This is a genomic window from Microbacterium sp. MAH-37 (genome assembly GCF_009758255.1).
Lineage (GTDB): Bacteria > Actinomycetota > Actinomycetes > Actinomycetales > Microbacteriaceae > Microbacterium.
On the sequence record NZ_WSEN01000004.1, the window covers coordinates 477,179 to 501,318 of the forward strand.

General features: G+C 69.4%; 20 protein-coding genes. 13 read left to right on the forward strand and 7 right to left on the reverse strand.

All coding sequences use genetic code 11. The annotated features are described in order from the left end of the window. Positions 1 to 7: 7 nt before the first annotated feature. Together GON06_RS05645 and GON06_RS05650 are read right to left on the reverse strand one after the other, a co-directional pair. A complete protein-coding gene (locus tag GON06_RS05645; RefSeq protein ID WP_157311302.1) occupies positions 8 to 853 on the reverse strand; it encodes an EamA family transporter in 846 nt (281 codons plus the stop codon). Beyond that, complete coding sequence (locus GON06_RS05650; RefSeq protein ID WP_157311303.1) at positions 850 to 1,701, reverse strand: alkaline phosphatase family protein; 852 nt, start codon at positions 1,699 to 1,701, stop codon at positions 850 to 852. The genes GON06_RS05645 and GON06_RS05650 overlap by 4 nt, the downstream gene beginning before the upstream one ends. Positions 1,702 to 1,789: 88 nt before the next feature. Here GON06_RS05650 and GON06_RS05655 point away from each other — a divergent pair, with 88 nt between their 5' ends. Next, positions 1,790 to 2,641, forward strand: a complete 852-nt coding sequence (locus tag GON06_RS05655) for a LysR family transcriptional regulator (protein WP_157311304.1) — start codon at positions 1,790 to 1,792, stop codon at positions 2,639 to 2,641. Positions 2,642 to 2,799: 158 nt separating this feature from the next. On the opposite strand, the gene GON06_RS05660 is transcribed toward GON06_RS05655, so the two are convergent. Continuing rightward, on the reverse strand, positions 2,800 to 3,885 hold the full coding sequence (locus GON06_RS05660; protein ID WP_332837186.1) for a LacI family DNA-binding transcriptional regulator: 1,086 nt from the start codon (positions 3,883 to 3,885) through the stop codon (positions 2,800 to 2,802). Between the two features lie 20 nt (positions 3,886 to 3,905). Beyond that, positions 3,906 to 4,913, reverse strand: coding sequence for a hydroxyacid dehydrogenase (locus GON06_RS05665; RefSeq protein WP_157311305.1), 1,008 nt, complete (start codon positions 4,911 to 4,913; stop codon positions 3,906 to 3,908). A 201-nt stretch (positions 4,914 to 5,114) separates the two neighbouring features. Between GON06_RS05665 and GON06_RS05670 the strand changes: the two genes are divergently transcribed. The 7 genes from GON06_RS05670 (at position 5,115) to GON06_RS05700 (ending at position 14,915) form a co-directional block, all read left to right on the forward strand. After that, positions 5,115 to 6,131 (forward strand): ABC transporter permease, encoded by a 1,017-nt coding sequence (locus tag GON06_RS05670; RefSeq protein WP_332837187.1) that lies wholly within the window; start codon positions 5,115 to 5,117, stop codon positions 6,129 to 6,131. Further along, positions 6,121 to 7,065: a carbohydrate ABC transporter permease gene (locus tag GON06_RS05675; RefSeq protein WP_332837188.1), complete on the forward strand. Its 945-nt coding sequence runs from the start codon at positions 6,121 to 6,123 to the stop codon at positions 7,063 to 7,065. The genes GON06_RS05670 and GON06_RS05675 overlap by 11 nt, the downstream gene beginning before the upstream one ends. A 43-nt stretch (positions 7,066 to 7,108) precedes the next feature. Beyond that, the gene (locus GON06_RS05680) at positions 7,109 to 8,740 is read left to right on the forward strand and encodes a hypothetical protein (RefSeq protein WP_157311306.1); all 1,632 of its coding nucleotides are present in this window, start codon (positions 7,109 to 7,111) and stop codon (positions 8,738 to 8,740) included. Then, entirely contained in the window at positions 8,737 to 10,671 is a 1,935-nt protein-coding gene (locus GON06_RS05685) for a DUF2264 domain-containing protein (RefSeq protein ID WP_157311307.1), read from the forward strand. The genes GON06_RS05680 and GON06_RS05685 overlap by 4 nt, the downstream gene beginning before the upstream one ends. A gap of 104 nt (positions 10,672 to 10,775) precedes the next feature. Continuing rightward, positions 10,776 to 12,209 (forward strand): alpha-L-fucosidase, encoded by a 1,434-nt coding sequence (locus tag GON06_RS05690; protein WP_157311308.1) that lies wholly within the window; start codon positions 10,776 to 10,778, stop codon positions 12,207 to 12,209. 20 nt (positions 12,210 to 12,229) lie between these two features. Then, positions 12,230 to 13,408, forward strand: a complete 1,179-nt coding sequence (locus tag GON06_RS05695) for a Gfo/Idh/MocA family protein (RefSeq protein ID WP_157311309.1) — start codon at positions 12,230 to 12,232, stop codon at positions 13,406 to 13,408. Between the two features lie 103 nt (positions 13,409 to 13,511). Beyond that, positions 13,512 to 14,915, forward strand: coding sequence for a flavin monoamine oxidase family protein (locus GON06_RS05700; protein WP_157311310.1), 1,404 nt, complete (start codon positions 13,512 to 13,514; stop codon positions 14,913 to 14,915). Positions 14,916 to 14,974: 59 nt separating this feature from the next. Here the strand turns inward: GON06_RS05700 and GON06_RS05705 are convergent, their stop codons facing one another. Beyond that, positions 14,975 to 15,613, reverse strand: a complete 639-nt coding sequence (locus tag GON06_RS05705) for a Pr6Pr family membrane protein (RefSeq protein WP_157311311.1) — start codon at positions 15,611 to 15,613, stop codon at positions 14,975 to 14,977. Positions 15,614 to 15,694: 81 nt separating this feature from the next. Between GON06_RS05705 and GON06_RS05710 the strand changes: the two genes are divergently transcribed. The 4 genes from GON06_RS05710 to GON06_RS05725 all read left to right on the forward strand — a co-directional run bounded on the left by GON06_RS05710 (position 15,695) and on the right by GON06_RS05725 (position 20,799). Beyond that, on the forward strand, positions 15,695 to 16,066 hold the full coding sequence (locus tag GON06_RS05710; RefSeq protein ID WP_332837189.1) for a fluoride efflux transporter FluC: 372 nt from the start codon (positions 15,695 to 15,697) through the stop codon (positions 16,064 to 16,066). Further along, positions 16,063 to 16,422, forward strand: coding sequence for a fluoride efflux transporter FluC (locus GON06_RS05715; RefSeq protein WP_332837190.1), 360 nt, complete (start codon positions 16,063 to 16,065; stop codon positions 16,420 to 16,422). The genes GON06_RS05710 and GON06_RS05715 overlap by 4 nt, the downstream gene beginning before the upstream one ends. A gap of 235 nt (positions 16,423 to 16,657) precedes the next feature. Next, a complete protein-coding gene (locus tag GON06_RS05720) occupies positions 16,658 to 17,212 on the forward strand; it encodes a TetR/AcrR family transcriptional regulator (protein WP_157311312.1) in 555 nt (184 codons plus the stop codon). Between the two features lie 14 nt (positions 17,213 to 17,226). Next, the gene (locus GON06_RS05725; RefSeq protein ID WP_232528175.1) at positions 17,227 to 20,799 is read left to right on the forward strand and encodes an efflux RND transporter permease subunit; all 3,573 of its coding nucleotides are present in this window, start codon (positions 17,227 to 17,229) and stop codon (positions 20,797 to 20,799) included. 446 nt (positions 20,800 to 21,245) lie between these two features. On the opposite strand, the gene GON06_RS05730 is transcribed toward GON06_RS05725, so the two are convergent. Together GON06_RS05730 and GON06_RS05735 are read right to left on the reverse strand one after the other, a co-directional pair. After that, the gene (locus GON06_RS05730) at positions 21,246 to 22,148 is read right to left on the reverse strand and encodes an aldose 1-epimerase family protein (protein ID WP_332837191.1); all 903 of its coding nucleotides are present in this window, start codon (positions 22,146 to 22,148) and stop codon (positions 21,246 to 21,248) included. Positions 22,149 to 22,208: 60 nt separating this feature from the next. After that, positions 22,209 to 22,598, reverse strand: coding sequence for a MerR family transcriptional regulator (locus tag GON06_RS05735; RefSeq protein WP_157311313.1), 390 nt, complete (start codon positions 22,596 to 22,598; stop codon positions 22,209 to 22,211). A 68-nt stretch (positions 22,599 to 22,666) separates the two neighbouring features. On the opposite strand from GON06_RS05735, the gene GON06_RS05740 reads away from it, so the two are divergent. Then, a complete protein-coding gene (locus GON06_RS05740) occupies positions 22,667 to 24,139 on the forward strand; it encodes an MFS transporter (protein WP_157311314.1) in 1,473 nt (490 codons plus the stop codon). Position 24,140: the final 1 nt, after the last annotated feature.

Below are 24,140 nucleotides of genomic sequence, written 5' to 3' on the forward strand. Positions count from 1 at the left end.
GCCGACGCTACATCCCGAGCCTGATCGCGACGATACCCAGCGCCGCGGCGACCGTGGCGGTGATGCCCACCGCGCCCGGCTTCTCCTTGAACACCAGCAGGCCGATCAGTCCGGCGGCGACCACCCCGGTCTCGCGCAGCGCCGACACCAGCGCGAGCGGCGCGACCGACTGCGCCCAGATGACGATGGTGTACGCGGCGAGCGACAGCACTCCGCCGATCGCGCCGACCGGTGCGTGCCGGCGGAGACCCGCCACGTGCGCACGACGGTCGCGGGACAGCAGCAGGCAGCACAGCGGAACGGTGATCCCCTGCAGGAAGAACAGCCACGCGGCGTAGCTCAGCGGAGCGCCGGAGGCCCGCACGCCCAGGCCGTCCACGAACGAGTACGCCGTCACGCAGGCGCCGACGGCCACCGCGAGCAGCAGACCACGGCGCGGCGTGCGCTGCCGCCGCGCGAAGGCCAGCGCGAACAGGGCGCCGATCACGATGGCGACCCCGCCGAACTGCAGAGTGGTGAGGTGCTCGCTGAGCAGCGTCACGGCAAGAACGGTCACGCCGAGCACCGCGAGCCCGCGGGTGAGCGGATAGGCCACGCCGAAGTCGCTGTGCGCGTAGGCGGCGGTGAGCAGGATCAGGTAGGCGGTCTGCAGCACGGCGGACACGGCCAGAGCCGGCCAGGATGCGGCATCCGGGAGCGGCAGCGACAGACATCCGATGCCGCCGACCACGAGATAGACGAGTCCGATCAGGGACGAGCAGACCAGCCGATCGGGGATGGCCTTCGCGATCGCGTTCCAACTGCCGTGCATCACCGCCGAGCCGAGCACGGCGAGGAGGACGACGGAGCTCATGAGCTGAACGGGTGCCCTGGCAGGTCGTCGTCGGCGGGCAGCCCCAGCGCCGACAGCACGTGCGGCAGCACGTCGGCGTGATCGACCGTCGGCTGCGCCCCGGGGCGGATGCCGGGACCCGCGGCCGCGATCCAGGCCAGACGCTCCTCGTCGCTGTCGCCGCCATGGTGGCCGGCGTCCCGGTGGCCGTGGTCGGTGAGAACGATGACGGTCCAGTCCTCGTCGCCGCGCATCGGGCGGGCGTCGATCGCTGCGCGCAGCACGCCGAGCTGCTCGTCGCAGCCCTCGATCGCCGCGCGGTAGCGGTCGGTGACCCCTTCGGTGTGCCCGACCATGTCGGGCAGCAGCTCGTAGACGAAGACCGCGGTGTGGTCGTGGGCGAGCAGCTCGCGGGCGACGCGCGAGGTCACCGCGTCGTCCATCGCGGCGATCAGATCCAGGTCGTCCGTGTTCTCGACCCCCGCGGGTATCGGCGGGCGATAGCCGCCCCCGTGGAACAGCGGGCCGCCGGAGACCTCTTCGACGAGCGGCGCCCAGCTTCCGGCCGCGAAGGTCGTCGCGCCGGGCCGAGCCGCGCGCACGCGGCGGAGCACATCGGGATGCCGGTCGAACGCGTTCCGGCGGAAGTCGTTGTCGTGCACGCCGTGCCGGTCGCGGTACACACCGGTCGCCATGGTCGACCAGACGGGACCGGAGATCGTCGGGTTCGCGTCGTGGACCCGCACCGTGGCGAGGAACCCCTCGGCGGCGAGAGCGTCCAGGTGCGGGGTGCGGACCGAACGGAGCACGTCGTCGCGGACGCCGTCCCACCCCACGATGAGCACGTGCTGCGTGCGCGCTGCCGACATGTCGTTCCCTTCGTCGTCGTCCCTCCACGCTAGGACCGGACGCGGCGGCACTTTCGCAAGGAGGGTTATGTGAACATAAGGTGAATTTATGACTCTCGCGCAGCTCCGCGTGTTCGAGGCCGTGGTGGCCGAGGGCGGGTTCGCCGCAGCCGCCCGTGCCCTCGGGGTCAGCCAGCCGGCGGTGTCCGCCCAGCTCGCCGCGCTGGAGAAGGCGCGCGGCCTGCGGCTCATCGATCGCGGCACCGGGGCACCGACGCCCGAGGGGGCCGCACTCCACGAGATCACGCGCCCGCTGTTCGCGCTCGCCGACCGCGCCGAGCAGCACCTCGCGCAGGCCGAGCGCCTCGGCGGCGAGCCCCTTCGCATCGCCGCCGACTCCCCGGGACACCTCATGCCCCTGCTCGCACGGATGCGTGCGCAGCATCCGGATCTGCGGTTCGTGGTTACCGGAGGGAACGCCTCCGAGGCGCTCGACGCCGTGCGCTCGGGGAGCGTGGAGATCGCGATCGCCGCCGAGGTTCCCGAAGATCGAACTTTGCACCGCGTGGTCCTGCGCAGGCAGGATCTCGTCGCGGTGGTGCGCACCGATCACCCGAGGGCGGGTGACAAGACGCTGCGCCTGGCCGAGCTCGCCGGCGAGCCACTGATCGGCCGGGAGCAGGGCAGCGTGACACGCTCCGCTCTGGAGCGCGCGGCGGCGGATGCCGGTGTTCCGCTGCGCTACGCGATGATCGCCGACACCCGCGAGGCGGTGCTCGTCGCCGCAGCCGCCGGGCTGGGGGTGGGGATCGTCGCCGAGGACGAGATGCTCGATGACCCGCGCCTCGTGATGCTCGACCTCAGCGCACCGGAGATCCCCGTCACCGAGTATCTGGTCTGCCGTGCGGGCTTCGAGGACACGGCCGCCTGGGGCGCGCTGATGGCCGCACGGCCCGCCTGATCGAGACATCCCCGGATCCAGGTCGCGAAATTCGTCGGAAAGACACCGCCGGAGCGACGAATTCTGCGACCTGAGCGGAGGGAGGGCCGCCGGAACGACGGATCCTGCGACGGGAACGATGGCCTGGCAGGAGCCGGGCGGGGCCGCGAGCGTGCGGCTCAGCGCACCGGCGGAGCGGCGACCGAGTCGCGGTGCACCAGGTACGTGCCGAGGATGAGGTCGTCCTCCGGGGTGCGCGCGAAGGCATCGTGCTCGGACAGGGCCGCGCGCAGTGCTTCGCGGCCCATCTGCTCGAGCGGCACGTGCACTGTGGTGAGCTTCGGAGACAGGTCGACGGCGAGCGGGGTGTCGTCGTAGGCCACCACGGACATGTCCTGCGGGATGCGCACGCCGGCGTCCCGCAGTCCGTCGTAGACGCCCGCGGCGATCGTGTCGTTCACCGCGAAGATCGCCGTCACGTCAGGGGCGTCGTGGAGCAGCGCCTGCGTCGTGGCGTGACCGGCCGCGCGACCGAATCCCTCGGTGCGGATGATGGTCTCGTCGATCTCGATGCCACGTGAGTCGAGCGCGCGCAGATAGCCGTCCAGGCGTCGTGAGATCGACGGGATCTCGCGCTCGCCGCCGAGGAAGGCGATGCGGCGGTGCCCCTTCGCGATGAGGTGCTCGGTGACTGCGAAGGCACCGCCCTCGTTGTCGTAGGCGACCGATCGGGTTGGCGAGGGGATCGTGAGCGCCGGATGGGCGCACAGCACGAGGCGGCTGCCCATCGCCTCGAGCGATTCGGCGCGCTGCACCAGCTGGCGCTGGTACGGCAGGTCGACGCGCGTGCCGCTGACCAGGATGACGGCGTCGACTCGGCGCTCCTGCATGAGATCGATCAGGGTCATCTCCTGGCCAGGGCGGGACCCGGTGGTCGCGATGATCGCGAGCCGCCCGGACGCCTGCGCCGCCTGCTCCAGACCGCGGACCATGTATCCGAAGAAGGGGTCGACCAATTCGGGCACGATGATGCCGATCGTGCGCGTATCCGAGCGAGCGAGCGCTCTCGCGTTGGCGTTGGCGGCGTAGCCGAGCTTGGACACTGCCCGCAGCACGCGATCGCGGGTGCCCGCCGCGACCGGGTAGTTGGCATTCAGCACGCGCGACACGGTCGCTGTCGAGACGGATGCCAGCTCGGCGACATCACTGATCGTCGCGGGTCGCCGCGTCGCCGGGCGAGACACGTGGTCAGAAGTCGAAGACACGATCCCCCATCCGTGGCCGGTCAGGCCATGATCGCGAAGTCGGCCGGGCGCACTTCATGGTCGAAGGTACCATCTGCCGCAAACCGGCTGACCTCGGCGACGGCGAGTTCTCCGAGGCGCGCGATCTCGTTGCCCAGAGCGCCGGCGATGTGCGGGGTGATCACGACGTTCGGCAGACCGTAGAGCGGTGAATCCGCGGGCAGCGGCTCCGGGTGGACGACGTCGAGGTAGGCGTCCAGGCGGCCGGACAGCAACTCGGCGGTCAGGGCCGGGGTGTCGATGAGTGCCCCGCGGGCGGTGTTCACGATGACGGTTCCGTCGCGCATCAGCGACAGCTCCTCGGCGCCGATCATGCCGACGGTCTCGTCGGTCAGTGGCGCGTGCACGCTCACGACGTCGCTGCGCTGGCACAGTTCGGGGAGTTCGACGAGCTCGGCACCGAGTTCAGCCGCGCGCTCGGGCGTGATGAACGGGTCGCTGAGCAGGACGTGGGCGTCGAGCGTGCGCAGCATCCGGAGCATCTCCCGGCCGACGCGCGAGGCGCCGATCACCCCGATCACGACCCTGTAGGTGCCGAGCGTGGGCATCGTGCGCGCGTCACGGGAGCCCTTGGTCTCGCGCAACTGCGCCACGAAGCGGCTCGCCCGCTTGAGGCCGAAGACAGTGCTGGCCAGCGCGAACTCGGCGACGGGAATGGCATTGGCACTCGCGCAGCTGCTCACCCGGATGCCGAGGTCGAACACCGCCGGGTCGAGGAACAGGCGGACGGTGCCTGCGGCGTGCACGATCGCACGCAGGCCCGGAGCCTTGTCGAGGATGCTCGGGTCGACGCGCGGGGTGCCCCAGCCGGTGATGAGGATCTCGGTGTCGGCCAGCACGCGGAGAGCGCGAGGGGAGTCGAGGTCGGAGAGCGGTTCGGCGTCCACGATGTGCGCGATCCGGCCCAGTTCGGCGAGGGCCGCGGGCGGGAAGGCAGCGGCATGGGACTCGTCGTCCAATGCGAACGCCACACGGGGAAGCCAGCTCATTCGTTCTCTCCATCGAATCGAAAGCAGTAAGCGATTACTATCACGTTACTCCATTGGTACGCCAGTCGCCTGGCGAAGATCTCAGTCAGTTACTGGAACATCGGATCTCTCGTTGACAGTTCCGAGGGTGTTGGGTTACGTTCTGTAGAAATCGCTTACTAGCGACAGATCATCCCTCACCAGAGACGTTCGGAGGATGCGGTGACCTCAGCACCCGTCACGAGCCGGCCCCAAGCGGCCGAGCCCGAGCCGCCGCGCAAGAACACCCGGAAGGCGTCTCGCACAGACCCTTACGGCCCGCGGAAGCTGTCATTCGGCGCCCGGTTCCGCCGTGACCGGATGATGCTCCTGCTGATCCTGCCCGGCTTCCTGTACTTCGTCGTGTTCCACTGGCTGCCGATCCCGGGCAACATCATCGCCTTCGAGGACTACCAGCCCTACCTGGGCTTCATCGACAGCGTCTGGGTCGGCTTGGACAACTTCGTCGCGGCGTTCTCCGATCAGGCGTTCTGGTTCGCGCTGCGCAACACTCTCGTGATCACGCTGATGCAGCTGATCCTGTTCTTCCCGGTGCCGATCGCGCTGGCGCTGCTGCTGAACAGCATCATGTCGCCAGGACTGAAGAAGTTCGTGCAGAGCGTCATCTACCTGCCGCACTTCCTCGGCTGGGTCATCATCATCTCGATCTTCACTCAGATCCTCGGTCCGACCGGCGTGATCCCGAACCTGTTCGAGTCGCTCGGGCTGCCGAGCATCAGCCCGATGACCAATCCCGACACCTTCCCGCTGCTGGTCACCGTCCAGACGATCTGGAAGGACGCCGGCTGGGGCACGATCATGTTCCTCGCGGCCCTGGCCAGCATCGACGACGACCTGTACGAGGCGGCAGCGATCGATGGGGCGGGGCCCTGGCGCCGCACCTGGGCGGTGACGATCCCGGGCATCATGCCGATCATCATCCTGCTGCTGATCCTCAACCTCGGATCCGCGCTCTCGGTCGGCTTCGAGCAGATCATCCTGCAGCGCAACAACGTCGGCGCCGAGGCCGGCGAGGTGCTCGACACCTACGTGTACTACCACGGCATCGTCGACGGGCAATGGGGCACAGCCGCCGCCGTCGGCCTCGTGAAGGGCGTCGTCGGACTGTTCCTGGTGCTCGGCGCCAACAAGCTCGCACACGTGTTCGGACAGGATGGGGTGTACTCCCGTGAGCGTTGAGATGAATGCGCCGACGACGGTCATGCGGCTCGGCACGAAGGGCGCGCGCCGTCTGAAGGCACGGCGCCCGGTCTGGATGGAGAAGCCCAGCATCCCGATGCAGGGACTCAAGGGCCTGGTACTGCTGGCCGTCTGCATCGCGGTCGTCTATCCGTTCCTCACAGTCATAGGCACCAGCCTCTCCACGCAGCAGGAGATCGCCGCCAACAACGGCTTCGTGCTCTTCCCGAAGCACCCGACCCTCGACGCGTACAAGACCATCCTCTCCGGAGGCATCGTCACCGACGCGCTGATCCGCAGCATCGGCATCACGCTGGTGGGCACCGCGCTGTCGGTCGCGCTGACAGTGATGATGGCCTACGGGCTGAGTCGCAAGGGCGTGATGGGCGGCAACTTCTTCCTCATGACGGCGCTGCTGACGATGCTGTTCACACCCGGCATCATCCCGACCTTTCTTGTGGTCAAGGAGCTCGGCCTGCTGAACACCTATGCCGCGCTGATCCTGCCCACCGCGCTGTCGGCGTTCAACCTGGTGATCGTCCGGTCGTTCTTCAAAGGCATCCCCACAGAGCTCGTCGAGGCAGCACGACTTGACGGCGCGGGCGACCTGCGCATCCTCTGGCACGTGATGCTGCCGCTGTCGAAGGCCGTCATCGCCGTCGTCGGCCTGTTCTACGCGGTCGGGTACTGGAACGCATTCTTCAACGCGATGCTCTACGTGAACAGCGACAAGTGGCCCCTCGCGATGGTGCTCCGTCAGTACGTGCTGCTCGGCTCCTCGCTCGATCAGAGCGCCGTCGGCGAGATCGCCGCCCCCACTCAGGCGATCCAGATGGCCGTGGTGGTCATCAGTCTGGTGCCGATCCTGCTCGTCTACCCGTTCCTGCAGAAGTACTTCACGAAGGGCGTCCTCACCGGCGCCGTCAAGGGCTGAATGCGGGCCCGCACCTACCCCCACCCCTCAGAGAGGACTGGAAATGCCCATCAACGAGATCACCGCTGATCGTCGTACATTCCTGAAATACGCCGGGTTCGGCGCCCTGAGCATCGCCGCCGTCGGCTCGCTCGCCGGCTGCGGCACGAGGCAGGAGCTCGTCGTGTCGGACTCCAACTCGGTGAAGCTGCCGACGTTCACGAAGGCCGAGGGCTTCGCTCCCGACCTGGCGGGCACGGCCGAAGGCGTTCCGGCCGCGTACTTCAACTACCCGGCGAATCCGGTGCGCACCGTCACGACGCCGCCGCTGAACGGCGAGACGTTCAGCGCGATCACCAACATCTTCGGTCCGCCGCCGAACGCGCGCGAGAAGAACCCCGCCTGGCAGGAGATCGAGAAGCGCCTGGGAGGCAAGCTCGACATCACCGCCGTGTCGGCCGACGACTTCACGACGAAGTTCAACACCACGGTGGCGGGCAACGACATCCCCGACATGATGCTCAACGACGGCGCTTCGATCCCCGACATCATCGGGTTCCTGCAGGCCAAGTGCCAGGACCTCACGCCGTTCCTCTCCGGCGACGCCATCAAGGACTATCCGAACCTCGCCGCCATCCCCGAGCTGTACTGGCGGCAGACCGTGCGCGACGGAAAGATCTACTTCCTGCCGATCCCGCGCGGCGGCTCGGCAGGCCTCGGGTTCTACAACGCCAAGGCGTTCAGCGCGGCTGGAGTCGCCGACACCTCGAAGATCAAGAACGCCGACGACTACCTCGCGGTCATGAAGGAACTCACCGACGCCAAGTCCAACCGCTGGGCCTTCGGATCCACGGGGTTCGGCCTGAGCACCTTCCACCAGCTGTTCGGGGTTCCGAACCAGTGGCGCGAGGTCAAGGGCAAGCTCGTGAACGCGATCGAGACCGACGAGTACCTGGAGTCGATCTCGTTCGTGCAGAAGGCCAACGCCGCCGGATACATCGCGCCGGGCAGCGATGCGTGGACGAAGTCGCAGATGGTCAACGCGTTCACCAACGGGCAGGTCGCGCAGATCTACGACGGCCTCCCCGCCTTCTTCAAGTCGGACGGCTACGGCGCGACCGTGCCGGACTCCGCGCCGTTCCTGCCGTTCGCCGCGGGCGGCGGCGAGCCGACCGCCTGGCTGGACAACATCATCTTCGCCAGCACCATGTTCAAGAAGAACGACAAGGCCTCCATCAAGAAGCTGCTCGGCATCGCGAATCTCCTCGCCGCGCCGTTCGGCAGCGAGGAGTACCTGCTGATCAACTACGGCGTCGAGGGCGCGGACTACACGTTGGATGCCAACGGCAATCCGCTGCCGACCCCGGCCGCGGCCGGGGACACGACGGTGCCGTGGAAGTACATCGCCGCTCCCAGTCCGGTGCTGTACCTGCCCGGACAGGAGCAGATCATCCGCAAGACCCACGCCACCTACTCCGCACTGATCCCGATCGGCGTGGAGGACCCGACGGGTACGCTGTTCAGCCCGACCAACGCCCAGAAGGGCGGCACCATCAAGCAGCCGGTCAGCGACGCCGCGCAGGACTTCATCGCCGGACGAAAGAGCCTCGACGACGTCAAGGCCGCGATCAAGACCTGGCGGTCGGCCGGCGGAGACAAGATCCGCAAGGAGTACGAGAAGGCGCTGAACAAGTGACCCCCGAGCACGACCCCGCAGACGGCCCCTCAGCCCGAAGGTTCTGGACGGAGACCGCCGATCGGTGGCTCCGCGCCGTGCGCGAGCACGGCGCGGACGATCCGGCCGGGGTCGTGCTTCCCGGCCGCGTGACCGGCGACGGCGTGCGCCGCGAATCGATGGAGACCATCGGCCGCAGCTTCCTGCTCGCGTCCTCCCGCATCGCCGGTGCGCCAGCAGATGACGCCGAAGCCGACGCGCTGGTGGAGTTCTACGCCCAGGCGATCGTGGACGGCACCGATCCCGGGCATCCGTCCCGCTGGCCGCTCGGCGTGACCTGCCGCACCCCGCTCACCGGCATCACGAACTCGATCGTCGAGGGCGCGAACCTCGCCTTCGGGCTGTACACGGCCGGTGAGCGGTTCTGGTCGCGGCTGGATGGCCGGCAGCAGCATCAGGTGCTCGCCTGGCTGCGGCACCACGCGCAGCGCGAGGTGTGGCAGAACAACTGGCAGCTGTTCCCCGCGATGGCCGAGGCGTTCATCCGGCATGTCGACGGCGATGCATCCGGCCTGCGCAACGAGCGCAACGTGGCCCGCGTCGAGGGCTGGTACCTCGGCGACGGCTGGTACACCGATGGCCCCGAGCACGCGATCGACTACTACAACGCCTGGGCCATCCACCCGTACCTCTGGGCCTGGTATCGGATGACGGACCGCACGCAGAGCCTCGAGGGGCAGCGTCACCTCGAGCGCCTCGCCGCGTTCGTGGACGGGCTGCCGTCGTTCGTGGCATCCGACGGTGCACTGCTGCACTTCGGTCGTTCGCTGACATACCGCACAGCGGCGCTCGCGCCGCTGTGGTGCGCAGAGGTCTCGGGCGTCAGCCCGCTCTCGCCGGCGCGCACGCGCGAGGTCGCGACCTCGGTGCTGGACGGCTTCGTGCGGCACGGCGTCGGCGCCGACGGGCAGCTGAGCCTGGGCTGGTACGACGAATACCTGCCCGCCATGCAGGACTACAGCGGCTTCGGTTCGCCGTACCTCGCCGGCATCGGATTCCTCGGGCTGTCGCTGGATGCCGGCCATCGGGTGTGGACGGCGGATGTCGCGCCGACCGCGCGCCCGGCGTTCACCCGCTCCTTCGAGGGCCCCGGGCTGACGCTGAGCACGGCCGGCGGCGACGCTCCGGTGATTCTGGTGAACCATGGCTCCGACCACGCCGAGCTCGCTGTGCAGCCCCACGGCATCCCCGACCCCGATGACCCGCACTACGCATCCTTCGCGTACTCCACGCACACGGCGCCGGAGGTCGGCGACGGGTGGCTGGAGGCGATCGACGGGCACGTCACGCTGTTCGACGAGGCCGGGAAGCCGAGCCGGCGGGTGAAGCTGCGCGGGCAGATCACCGACGGCCCGATGAGCGCGTCGGTGCACTACCCGCAGGTCGACGGGAAACTTCTCGTCGGGGCATGCATCGTCACCGCATCCGTGGTGAACCGCGGCACCGAGGTGCGCGCGCACCTGGTGATGGCGCCGCCGTCGCACGACCGGATCCGCGAGGGCTCCTTCGCGCTGGCCGGCGCCACGGCTCCGTCCTGTCTCGCCGATGGGCTGCAGGCTGAGGTCTCGAACGGCTCGCACCGCGCCGTTCTCACCGGTGTGCACGGGTGGGATGCCGCGGACACGGTCGCGCACCAGGGCACGAATGCGATGGGGGAGCACTCCGCCATCCCCGTCCTCACCGCCGCGCGCGATGCGGACGAGACGGTCCATGTCGCACTGCACCGGCTGGTGCGCGAAGGCGTCGACCCCGCGGCCGACCCGGTCGTCGAGGTGAATGGCACACGACTGACCGTGGACTGGCCCGACGACGGCATCCATGTCGAACTCGACCTGCGCACGGTCGTGGAATGGGACGGTCAGCCGGGTAGGCCTGGCGGTCGCCGGATCTGAAGGTGTCTGCCCCGACGGTGGGTGTTCACCGTCGGGGCAGGCGAACGTTGCGCGCACGAACCACCAGACATCATCGACGAAGACGGAGTGCCACGATGGCTGCGATGACGAACCCCTGGACCACCCGCGCCCGCTCGGGCGATGCGCCGGTGGAGGTGCGCTTCGGGCCGCTCGTCGGCCATCGCGACGACGAGGCGATGCAGCGCTTCCGCCATTACGGCGTCGGGCAGTTCATCCATTTCGGGCTCTACTCGATCCCGGGGAACGAGTGGCACGGCGAGCGCCCGTCGAGCCTGGCCCCGGAGTGGATCAGGGCCTGGTCCGGCCCGAACGCCCCGGAGGACTGGCCGGAGACCTACGACCGGCTGAACGAGGTCTTCGACCCGACCGGCCTGGACGCCCGCGAGTGGGCGCAGCAGGCGAAGCGGATGGGCGCCCGTTACGTGATCTTCACGACGAAGCACCATGACGGCTTCGCGCTGTGGCCTTCGGCGCATTCGGACTACACCGTGGCGCAGTCGCCCTGCGATCGCGACATCGTCGGCGAAGTGGTCGACGCGTACACCGCAGAGGGCATCGACGTGTTCCTCTACTTCTCCGTGCTCGACTGGCATCATCCCGGATACACGACCTCGATGCCGACGGACGAGGCGGGGCGTCGTGGCTGGCGGGAGTTCCTGGAGTACACCAGGGCCCAGCTGCTCGAGCTGCTGGAGCGTTACCCGGCGGCGCGCGGACTGTGGTTCGACGGCACCTGGGATGCCTCCTGGGTCGCCTCGTACGAGTTCACGTACCGCCTCGAGCAGGAGCTGCGTGAGCGGAGGCCGGGGCTGATCATCGGGTCGCGGTTCCGCAACGACGAGCACGGCTCGCGGCATTTCGACTCGAACGGTGCGCTGCTCGGCGACTACGAGCAGGGCTGGGAGCGCAAGCTGCCCGCAGACCACTCGATGCTCTCCGGCAACGACTGGGACGGCGTGATGACGATCGGCCCGAACGCATGGGGGTTCATGCGCGACACGGGCGATCAGTACCAGAAGACCGCGGACGACCTCATCGATCTGCTCATGCGATGCCGCTCGATGGGCGGCAACCTCGTCGTCAACTTCGGGCCCGACGGCGAGGGGCGGATGACGGCTTACGAGGGCGAGATCGCCGATGAGCTCGGGGCCTGGGTCGCCGAGAACGCGGATGCCGTCTACGGCGCCGGGCACGTCGACCTCGGGCGCACGGATATGGGGTGGCTCACCGGCGATGGCGAGCGCCTCTTCCTCACGGTGGTGAACCGCCCGGTCACGGGAATCGCGCGACTGCGGTTCGGCGCGGATGCGGCACGCGTGCCGGTGAGGGCGCGGCTGCTGGCATCCGGAAAGGAGCTGGAACTGCGGCGCACCGACATCGGGTTCGACCTGGATGCCGCGGTCCATTACGACGCGGTCATCCCTCGCGACTTCGCCGCCGACCGTGCCTTCGTGATCGAGTTCGAACTCGGGCCCGCCGGGGCTCGCGCCGCGGACCGCGCGGCCGCCCACATGTGAGACAGCAGACAAGGACAGACATGGATCTCAACATCGGCATCATCGGCTTCGGACTGCGCTCCTCGCTGCGCAAGGAGGTCCATCGTCCGGGAGCGGGGTCGCGGATCTCGGCCGTATGCGACCTCTCGGAGCGCGCGAGGCGAGAGGCTCGCGAATTCGCGCCGGACGCGCTGATCACGGACTCGCTGGACGAGCTGCTGGCCTCCGGCGTCGACGCCGTGATGGTGCTCACCCCCGACGACCTGCACGCGTCGATCACCATCCGGGCGCTCGAGGCGGGCATCCCCGTGTTCTGCGAGAAGCCGCTCGCGATCGACCTGGCCGATGCCGACGCCATGCTCGAGACAGCTCGCCGCACCGGAAGCCGGCTCTACATCGGACACAACATGCGGCACATGCCGGTGATCACGCTCATGCGGCAGCTCATCCAGGACGGACGGATCGGTGAGGTCAAGGCCATCTGGGTGCGTCACTTCGTCGGGCACGGCGGCGACTTCTACTTCAAGGACTGGCATGCCGACCGGCGTCGCACGACCTCGCTACTGCTGCAGAAGGGCGCACACGACATCGACATCATCCACTGGCTGGCCGACGCCTACAGCGAGCGAGTGTCGGCGATGGGCGAGCTCAGCGTGTACGGCGGTGTCGACGACCGCCGCGACCGCAGCGACGAGCGGATGTTCGACTGGTACAGCCTGGACAACTGGCCGCCGGCGTCGATGACCGGCCTGCACCCTGTGGTCGACGTCGAGGATGTGTCCCAGGTGAACATGCGGCTCTCCGGCGGCATCCTCGCCTCCTATCAGCAGTGCCATTTCACGCCGGATTACTGGCGCAACTACACCGTCATCGGAACTGAGGGGCGCATCGAGAACTTCGGTGACTCGTCCGGTGCCGAGGTGAAGCTGTGGAACCGGCGTCACGGCGGCTATGCCACCGCCGACGAGACGTTCATCGTGCCGGCGGTCGCGGATTCCGGTCACGGCGGTGCCGACGGCTTGCTGGTGGCCGAGTTCCTGCGCTTCGTCAAGGACGGCGGGCTGACGGAGACGTCACCGGTCGCCGCCCGCGAGGCCGTGGCGGCAGGTATCCTGGCCACGCAGTCGCTGCGCGGCGACGGCGCCGCGATCGACGTTCCGCCGCTCGATCCCGACCTCATCGCGTACTTCGAGCGAGGGCAGGTGGAAGCCGGCGCCTGAGGGCGAGAGGCCAAGAGATGCGGCATCCGGACGCTCGGATGCCGCATCTTCTGACCCCTGGACGGGTTCTCAGGAACCTCGAGGCGGATAGGCTGACACCACGATGGAGATCACGCGGCGCACTCTTCTCGTCGGTGCCGGAACCGGCGCCGTCGCTGTGCTTCTCGCGGCCTGCACTCCGGAGCCCGAGCCGACGCCGACGAAGCCCGCCCCGACAGCGAAGCCGACCATCCCGACAGGCGCCGTGCCGAAGCCGGCCGACTGGAAGCGCAGCAACTGGTCGACGGACCCGTACTCACGGGGATCGATGAGCTATCTGCCCGCCGGCGCGACGCCGCAGCATCGTGCGGACCTCGCCGAGCCGATCGGCGACCGCCTGTTCTTCGCGGGCGAGGCCGTCGACGCCGAGCGTCCCGGCACCGTGATCGGCGCCATCGACTCCGGGCGGCGGGCCGCAGTCGCGGCGTCCGCCGCGTCTCGTGAGGGGGAGCGCATCGCCGTGATCGGCGCCGGCGCGGCTGGAGCCGTCGCGGCGAAGACCCTCGCCGACAGCGGCCGCGACGTGACGATCTTCGAGGCGCGCGACCGTCTCGGCGGCCGCATCCAGTCGATCGTCGACGACGACTGGCCGATCCCGGTGCAGCTCGGCGCGTGGCTGTCGACCACCGACGACACCGTGTCGCTGCGCGACCGCCTTGCTGCGCTGGGCGTCGAGGACATCGACTTCAGCACCGCCACCGGATGGTCCGAGAGCGGTGCCCAGCCGACCGTCGACGGCGCGCCGATCGCCGACGCGGTCAAGCGCGCCGCGGGAGGCCCCACCGACGTGTCGATCGCGGACGCGCTGAAGGAGGACGGCGCCGATCCGGCCGACCCCGCGCTCGCCGCGGCGCTCGCCTGGCTCTCCGCGACGTCGGGCGTCGACATCGACAAGGCCTCGAGCTGGTACCCGCCGGGGTTCGCCCCTGATGCGCTGGCCGGTGCCACCGGCGACGTCGGCATGATCGTCGAGGCCGCGCTGGAGGGGCAGAAGGTCACGCAGGCGTCGCCGGTGATGCGCATCGCCTATGACGACTCCGGCGTGAGCCTGCGCCTCGGCACCGGCGAATCCCTGTCCTTCGACCGCGTGATCGTCACGGTGCCGCTGGGCGTGCTGCAGAAGCAGTCGATCGAGTTCGCACCCGCCCTGCCCTTCGCGCATCGCGGAGCGATCGCCGCGCTCGGGGCGGGCTACGTGGAGACCGTGTGGCTGCGCTTCGACGAGTCCTTCTGGAACGCCGACGCCGAGATCTGGCACGTCGTCGGCGGCGACGGCCCGATCCGCACCTGGCTCAACCTCGAGCCCGTGACCGGGGCGCCGGTGCTGGTCGGCCTGGTCGGCGGACCGGAAGCCCGGGCGTTCGCGAAGCTGAACGACGCCGACGCCGTGGCCACCGCGCGCGAGTCGCTGATGTTCTTCGCCTCCGAGACGCCCTCGCCTTCGCCGTCGCCGACCGAGACGCCCTGAGCGTTCCCGGACCCTGAGCGAGCGCAGCGAGACGAAGGGCGCCCAGGAGCCAGGGCGGCTCAGAGCGTGGACGCCTCCGTCGTGCGCATCCGGCTCAGCAGCACGAGCCCGCACGCGACCATGGCGAAGATCCCCAGCGCGATCACGCAGGTCAGCACCATCTCGGGGATGCCCGACACCTGCCGCGGATCGAGGAAGTAGTACGGGTACCAGCCGATGATCCCGCCGCGCCAGATGGTGAACAGCCCCCAGACCACGGGGTAGAGCAGCACGTAGGGCACGATCCGCCAGCTCGCGGTGCGGCGGCCCGGACCGAAGATCCAGGCCAGGATCGCCCAGGCCGGCAGGACGAAGTGGAGCACGACGTCGGACCACGGCACGGTGATCGGGATGCCGCGGACGCCGGCCTGCCAGACGATCAGGGCGAAGGCCAGCCCTGCCGTGATGGTCCAGCTCAGCACGATGGCGCGCGCGGTGGTCAGCCAGGGCGGATCCTCCGGCATCCGCAGTGCGATGATCCCCGCGACGACCCCGAGCACCGTGTACGCGATGTTCGACTCGATGGTCAGGTAGGCGAAGAAGTTCTGCCCCGCGATGGTCTGCGAGCCGAGTCCCCAGAACATCCGGTGCACGAGGGCGACGCCGCAGACGGCCGCGGCCAGCAGGCGCGACCATCCGAACGCCGTTCTCGAGATCACTCGCGCGTCGCCCTCCTCGTCCGGGTCGGCGGGAACGTCACCCGGCCGAGTCTACGGAACCCTCGCGCGTAGAGTTGCGGGGTGATCCTCGTCCGCGCCCTGATCGTCGCCGCGGGCGGCACTCTGGGCGTCGCCCTGCGGATGCTGCTGGGGCTGGCGATCCCGGACGTCGGGGGCCTCCCGGTCTCGGTCCTCCTCGCCAACGTGCTCGGTGCGTTCCTCCTGGGAGTGCTCACGGCCAGGCTGCCCGCCACCAAGCGGCGGCTGTTCCTCGGCACCGGCATCCTCGGCGGGTTCACCACCTACAGCGCGTTCACGGTGGGGACGGCCCAGCTCTGGACCGCGCAGCCGCTCCTCGCCGCGGGCTACGCGCTGGGAAGCCTGGTGCTCGGCATCGCGGCGGCGGCCGCCGGTCTGCACCTGTTCCGTCGCGAGAGGGGAGGGGCACGGTGAGCCCGCTGGTGTTCCTGCTCGCCGCGCTCGCCGGAGGCCTCGGTGCGGCTGTCCGCTACCTGGTCGACATCGGCATCGCGAGGCTGACCGGCCCGCGCTTCCCGTGGGGCGTGTTCCTGATCAACCTCACCGGCTCGTTCGTCCTCGGCCTGATCGTGGGAGGGCTGCCGGAGGCCGCCTTTGTCGTCGGCACAGGCTTCCTCGGCGGGTACACGACGTTCAGCACCGCGATGCTCGACACCGTCGCGCTCTGGCGCGACGGTGAGCGCCGGGCATCCGCCTTCAACGCGGTCGGGATGCTGCTGCTCGGCGTCGTCGTCGCCTTCGCGGGCCTCGCCGTCGGCACCGCGCTCTGAGCTTTCACGCGCTCCGGTCTCAACGGTTGTGGGTGTGCAGCCGGTGCACCCGCAACGAGTGGGACCGGAGCTGTTCGGAAGCGACGCCTCCCCCCCAGCTCCGGTCTCAACGGTTGTGGGTGTGCACCCGGTGCACCCGCAACGAGTGGGACCGGAGCAGGAGAAGGAGCGCCTCTCAGCGCAGGCACAGCGGCGAAATGTACAAACGTACATGTACGCATGTCCAGGAGGGCGGATGCAGGAACCCGAGCGTCGCAGACGAGACCCCGAGGCGCGCCGTCGTGCCATCGTCGAGGCGACCGCCGAGCTGATCACCGAGGTCGGCGTCGACGCCGTCACCCACCGTATGATCGCCGCCCGCGCCGCCGTGCCCCTCGGCGCTACCACGCAGTACTTCGACACCCTCGACGATCTGCGGGCCGCCGCGTTGCAGCTCATGGCGTCCCACGTCGAGGAGCAGATGGACCTGCTGCGCGCCGCGGTCGCCGAGCGCGGAGCATCCCCGCAGGTGCTCGCCGGCATCATCCACGCGGCGCTGGTCGACGCGACGTCCGCGCAGGCCGACCGCGCAGTCGTCACCGCCGCCATCCGCGACCCGCAGCTGCGCGAGATGGCGCGCGGCTGGTCGGCACAGCTGGCGTCGTTCCTCGAACCCGCGCACGGCCCGGAACGGGCCCTCGCTGCAACCGTCTTCATCGACGGCATCCTCTGGTACACGCAGATCAACGATGATCCGCTTCCGCAGCACATCATCGAATCCGCCCTCTCAGGCATCCTCGTCCGCCCCTGACCAAGAGAACTCACATGTGGAAACTCTCCGTCCTCAGCCTGCGCAACCGCGCACTGATCGCTCTGATCACCATCGTCGCGGCCGTCTTCGGCGGCCTCGCGCTGACCAACCTCAAGCAGGAGCTCATCCCCTCCCTTGAGCTGCCGGCGCTGGTCGTCATGACCAGCTACCCCGGCGCCTCGCCGGAGGTGGTCGAGAACGACGTCTCGACGCCGATCGAGACCGCCATCCAGGGGGTACCCGGGCTGGAGTCGACGACCGCGACCAGCACGACGAACTCGTCGATCGTGCAGGCGATGTTCACCTACGGCACGAACCTCGCGACCGCCGAGCAGAAGATGCAGCAGGCGATCAACCGCATCTCGCAGCAGCTGCCCGAGGATGTCTCGCCGCAGGTGCTGTCGGTGTCGATCGACGACTTCCCGGTGATCCAGATCGCGGTGACGGGCTTCGACGACGCCGAGACCGCGCAGGCAGACCTCGAGAACGTCGCCATCCCCAAGATCGAGGACGTCGAGGGCGTCAACGCGGCCCAGATCGTCGGCGGCACCGGCCAGCGCGTCACGATCACTCCGGACACCGCGAAGCTCGCCGAGCACCAGGCGACGCCGCAGATGATCACTCAGGCCATGCAGCAGAACGGCGTGCTCTTCCCGGGCGGCTCGATCACCGAGGGCGACGAGACCTTCACCGTGCAGACCGGATCGAAGATCTCGTCGGCGGATGAGATCTCGGCGCTGCCGCTGGTGGGCACGGATGCCACGATCGGCGACGTCGCCACGGTGCAGCAGGAGTCCGACCCGGTGACGTCGATCTCGCGCGTGGACGGCGAGGACGCGCTGTCGATCGCAGTGACGAAGCTGCCCGCCGCGAACACCGTGGACGTGTCGAAGGGCGTCCTCGCGGCGCTCGACGACCTGGAGAAGTCGTTCCCCGACGCCGAGTTCACGGTCATCTTCGACCAGGCGCCGTACATCGAGCAGTCCATCGAGTCGCTGGCGCAGGAGGGCCTGCTCGGCCTGGTCTTCGCGGTGATCGTCATCCTGGTGTTCCTGCTGTCGATCCGCTCGACGCTGGTGACCGCGATCTCGATCCCGACATCCGTGCTGATCACGTTCATCGGGCTGCAGGCGTTCGGCTACTCGCTGAACGTGCTGACGCTCGGTGCGCTGACGATAGCGATCGGGCGCGTGGTCGACGACTCGATCGTCGTCATCGAGAACATCAAGCGGCACTACGTGGAGGGTGCCGACAAGGGGGACGCCATCCGTCTCGCGGTGCGCGAGGTGGCATCCGCCGTGACGGCGTCTACGATCACGACCGTCGCGGTGTTCCTGCCGATCGTCTTCGTCGGCGACATGGTCGGCGAGCTGTTCCGGCCGTTCGCGATGACCGTGGCGATCGCGATGACCGCGTCGCTGCTGGTGGCGCTGACGATCGTGCCGGTGCTGGCGTACTGGTTCCTCAGGCCGGGCAAGCCGCTGCTCGATGAGAACGGCGACCGCATCGATCCGGAGGATCCGGCCGCGCCGCCGACCCCGCTGCAGAAGATCTACCGGCCGATCCTCGGCTGGACGCTGAAGCACTCGCTGACCACCGTCGCGATCGCGATCGTGGTGCTGATCGGCACGCTCGCGATGGCACCGATGATGAAGGTGAACTTCCTCAGCGACTCCGGCCAGAACACGATGACCGTCACGCAGGACCTCGGCCCGACGGCCAGCCTGCAGGCGCAGTCGGATGCCGCGGCGAAGGTCGAGGACGCGCTCGAGGGCGTCGACGGGATCGAGCACGTGCAGGTGTCGATCGGCTCGAGCGGCTCGGCGCTGCGCGACGCCTTCGAGGGCGGCGCGGCGATCACCTACTCGATCCAGACCGATGCCGACGTCGACCAGGAGGCTCTGCGCGCCGACGTCGAGGATGCGGTCGACGACCTGGACGGCGTGGGTGAGATCACCGTCGCCGGCTCGCAGGGCTTCGGCTCGAGCGACATCGAGATCACCGTCACCGCTGCGAACGGCGACGACCTGCAGACCGCGACCGACGCGCTCGTGAAGGACCTCGACGGCCGAGACGGCGTCGGCAAGGTGACGGACAACCTTGCGGCCTCGCTGCCGTACATCGCCGTGGCCGTCGATCGTGACAAGGCCGCAGAGCACGGACTGTCAGAGGTCGCCGTCGGCCAGATGGTGTCGAACGCGATGCGTCCGCAGCAGATCGGCTCTGTCGAGATCGACGACACCGCGCTGACCGTGTACATCGCCGACCCCGAGCCGCCGACGACTGTCGCCTCGCTCGAGGAGATGACGGTGCTCACGCCGACCGGTCCGGTGCAGCTGCAGGACATCGCCACGGTGTCGCAGGAGCAGGGACCGACCTCGATCACCACGCAGAAGGGCAAGCGCACCGCGACGATCACTGTGCCGCCGTCATCTGACGACCTCGCCGTGGCGACCGCCTCGGTGAACGAGGCGATCGACGACGTGAAGCTGCCCGCCGGTGCCGACGCCGAGATCGGCGGCGTCGCGCAGCAGCAGGCCGACTCGTTCTCGCAGCTCGGACTCGCGATGCTCGCGGCGATCCTGATCGTCTACGTGGTGATGGTCGCGACCTTCAAGTCGCTGCGCCAGCCGCTGCTGCTGCTGGTCTCGGTGCCGTTCGCGGCCACCGGCGCGATCCTGCTGCAGATCATCACGGGCGTGCCGCTGGGCGTCGCGTCACTGATCGGCGTGCTGATGCTGATCGGCATCGTGGTGACGAACGCCATCGTGCTCGTCGACCTGGTGAACCAGTATCGCGAGAAGGGCCTGTCCGTGCCTGAGGCGGTGCTCGCCGGTGGCGAGAAGCGTCTGCGCCCGATCCTGATGACGGCGCTCGCGACGATCTTCGCGCTGACCCCGATGGCGCTCGGCATCACCGGGCACGGCGGGTTCATCTCGCAGCCGCTCGCGATCGTCGTGATCGGCGGCCTGGTCTCCTCGACCGTGCTGACGCTGATCGTGCTGCCGACCCTGTACAACCTCGTCGAGGGTGCGCGCGACCGCCGTGCCGCGCGTCGCACTGCGCGCGGCGGCGACGCCGGTTCGGCGCCTTCCGCGGACGACGGACCGGATGCCGGTGAGCCGAGCTCCGGAGCGGAGGCCGAGGTTCCGGCGGATGAGGGCGTTCCCGCGCTGGTCGGTGCTGCCGTCGGGGCAGGGGCGGTCGCCGGTGCGGACGACGATCCGGTCGACGGCGGAGCGCCGAGCGCGGCCAAGCCGATCGGGCATGTGCCGATGGCGCCCGTGGCAGGGGCGCCGGCGCCGGATGCGGGTCCTGCCGCGTCCGAGCCCGCGACGACGGATGTCGCCGTGCAGCAGCCGGCATCGCACCCGACGGTTTATGACGCTCCTGTTGCGCCTTCGGCGGCGTCCTCCTCGGCGATGGCGGCGGCTGCTGCAGCATCCGCCGCCGCGGCGGCCGCAGCCGCTGCTGCCGCGGCATCCGCGATCGTGGCGGCGAACGCGAACCAGGAGGAGCAGGCGCTCACCCGCCGCGAGCTGCGCGGCCGTGGCATCCCGTCGGCGAACGACGTGAATCACGGCTGACCCCGCCACGATGCACTGAGGTATGTCGCAGACGGCCGCTCCCCCCGCCGGGAAGCGGCCATCTGCGACACGCCCCGCCGGTCGTGGTCCCCACGGTACGTCGCGCGGCAGGTCGGTTGCCGGTTGCGATGAGCAGCGCGAGCGTCGTCGAGATGTGCTCAGGTCGCAGTTCTTGTCGGCTGGAGCCGGGCACGCACAGCCCAGGTCGCACTTTGCGTCGCTCTGGGTACGGGATACCGACACGAATTGCGACTCGGATGCCGCCGCCCTCAGGATGCCGGTGGGCTATGCGCGGCTTGCGCAGGTCACAGAAAGTCCTGGTCTACCTGAGCTGTCGCCGCCCAGGTCGCACTCTGCGTCGCTCTGGGCGGGCGATACCGACATGAATTGCGACCTGGATGCTGCGGGGCAGTACCACTGCCACTCGGAAATCGCGGCCGACCGACTCAGGACTCGAGGCGGATGCCCCAGTGCAGCGTCCAGGACTCGCCGGGGGCGAGGTGGCGCACGCCGCGACCGGAGTTGAAGGCCTCGGCGGGCGCGGTCATCGGCTCGACCGCGACGGCGAGCTGCTGCCCGGGGTAGCGCTCGGTCGTATAGACCTGCACGTAGTCGAAGCCCTCGCCCTGCCAGAGCTCGGCGTGCCGACCGTCCGGCGCGGTGAGCGAGGTGCGGGCGAGACCGTCGGCATCGCGCAGCAGGGTCGCGAAACCCGTGTCCAGCTCGACATCGCCCAGGCGCTGTCCCTCACGCAGATCCGTGCCGCCCGACACCGGAGACTCGCCGATGGGCAGCATCCGGTCGTCGGTCTCGAAGAACGTGCCGGCGGGCACGCGCAGCACGAGATCGCGCGGGTCGACGTCGCCGATCGTCAGATACGGATGCGTGCCGAGCGCCACCGCCGCCGGAGCATCCGAGCGGCTCACGAGGGTGTGCTCGACATCGATCCCGGCATCCGTCAGCGTGTACGTGACCGTCGTCTCGATCAGGTACGGATAGCCGGTCTGCGGCACGATGGTCGCACGCAGCTCGAGCCGCTCGTCTGACGAGGAAGCCGTCTCGTACGCGGTGTAGCGAAGCAGCCCGTGGCTGGCGTTGCGCAGCTTCGGCTCGGTGATCGCGAGGGCGCGCTCGGTCTCGCCGTCCTGCCAGATGCCGTCCCGGATGCGGTTCGGCCATGGTGCCAGCACGACTCCCGAGCACATAGGCGTCGGCTGGTCCTCGGGGTAGGGCGGGACGATGTCGACCCCTCCCGCGGTCAGGTGGCGCAGGGAGGCGCCGACCTGGGCGACCTGCGCGGTCACGTCGCCGCGACGGAGGTGGTGCTGGATGCCGGTGGGGGAGGTCACCACGTCATCGTACGGCGGTGACGCGGTCGCGGCGGACGACTTCGCCGGCGGGAGGAGACCTCAGCGGTGCGAGGCAGCGCGCTCCTCGAGGATCGTGGCGTGGTCACTGCGCAGGAGGTAGTCACGGATCGCGTCCCTGCTGCGGCTGAGGCAGGCGATGCGCTCCTCGATACCGTCGAGCTCGGTGGCGAGCATCTCGGCCACGGTACGCGGGCAGGTCGGCTGCTGCATCGCCGCGGCGTCGTCGAGCGCCAGGATCTCCTTGACCAGGCGCGTGGTCAGCCCGGACTGCACCAGCCCGGCGATCCGGCGCACCTGCTCGACGTGCTCCTCGTCGTAGGTGCGGTAGCCGTTCGACTCGCGATGCGGGGAGAGCAGAGACTGCTGTTCGTAGTAGCGGATGAGGCGGGGAGAGACCCCCGCGCGATCCGCGAGTTCGCCGATCTTCATGCGTCTCCGTTCGTTCCTCGGAACAAGGCTTGACATTGACACTAGTGTCATACTTTACCGTCGTCCACATGACCGACAACACCTCCCTTCTCGCCGGCTCCGACACCGTCGGCGTCCGTCCTCCCTCCGCCGATCGCCTGCCCTGGCGTTCGTTGCTGATCCTCGGCGCGGCCACCTTCACCATGGTCACCGCGGAGATGCTGCCGGCCGCAGTGCTCCCGCAGATGAGCGGCGGGCTGGGGGTGAGCGAGGCGCAGGTCGGTCTGCTCGTGTCCATCTGGGCGGCGGCCGTCGTGATCGGCAGCTTCCCGCTCGTGCGCGTCACCCGGAGGTTCGACCGCCGGGCCGTCATCGCCGCCGCACTGGTGGCACTCGCGGCCTCGACCCTGATCACCGCCTTCGCGCCGGCGTACGCGGTCGCCGCCGCGGCTCGCGTGCTCGGTGCGCTCGCGGTCGGGCTGCTCTGGGCGACGACGAACGCCCTGACCGCCGACCTCGTCCCCGGCCGCAGCCTCTCCCGGGCGGTCGCCGTCGTGCTCGGCGGGGCGACCCTCGGCACCGTCATCGGCGTCCCGCTGGCCAGCGTGCTCGCGCAGGCGATCGGCTGGCGTGCCGCCTTCATCGGCGTGGCCGGTGTCGCGCTCGCTGCGGCGCTGGCCGTGCGTTTCGTGACGGTGCCCATGGCCGCGGAGCAGGGCGCCGCCGCTGACGAAAGCGTTGCAGGCGGCCAGACGCCCGTTAACGGCCTTCGGCTGCTGCTGACCGTGACACTTCTGGTGGCGCTGCTGCTCGTCGGTCACTACGGCGCCTTCACCTTCATCACGCGCCTCGTGGAGCCGACCGCGGCGAGCGTGCCAGGCGGCACCGGCACCATGCTCTTCCTGTTCGGCCTGGCATCGGCGGCCGGCATCGCGCTCGCGGGCCGTTTCGGCGACCGCACCCGCCTCGCGCTCGTGATCGCGGCGTTCGCGACCGGCGTCGCGGTGCTCTCCCTCTCCTTCGTCGAGGTGCATCCCGCTGTCGGCATCGTGGTGGTGGTCGTGTGGGCGGTCGTCTCCGGAGCGCTGCCGGCGCTGGCCCAGACGCTCATCATGCGGCTGGCCGGCCCAGAGCGCCGGGGGTTCGCCGGTGCGCTGATCCCGGTGGTGTTCAACCTCGGGATCGCCGCGGGCGCCGCGCTCGCCTCGCTGGTGGTCGCCGGATTCGGAATCGCAGCGCTGCCGATCGTCGCCGCCGTCGTGATCGGCGTCGCCGCCGTCGGGCTGGCGCTCGCTCTCCTGCCGCGCGGTGCAGGAACCTCTAGTCCAGCAGCTGCTCCGGGCCGGCTCCTCCGGCGACCGGCGGCCTCCCAGGTGGCACCGGTACACTGGGGGAGTCGGCTTCGGGCAACCGCGTATCGCGGATCGTGTTCTGAATGTGTAGCCCAGGGGCCGATGGTTCATCACCATCACATGAATGGCCCCCGGCCGACGACTGCCCGGGTATGTCCGCCGCGCGCTGCGCGGAGCGGACGCTGTTCTCGTGTGTTCGAGACAGAGTAGG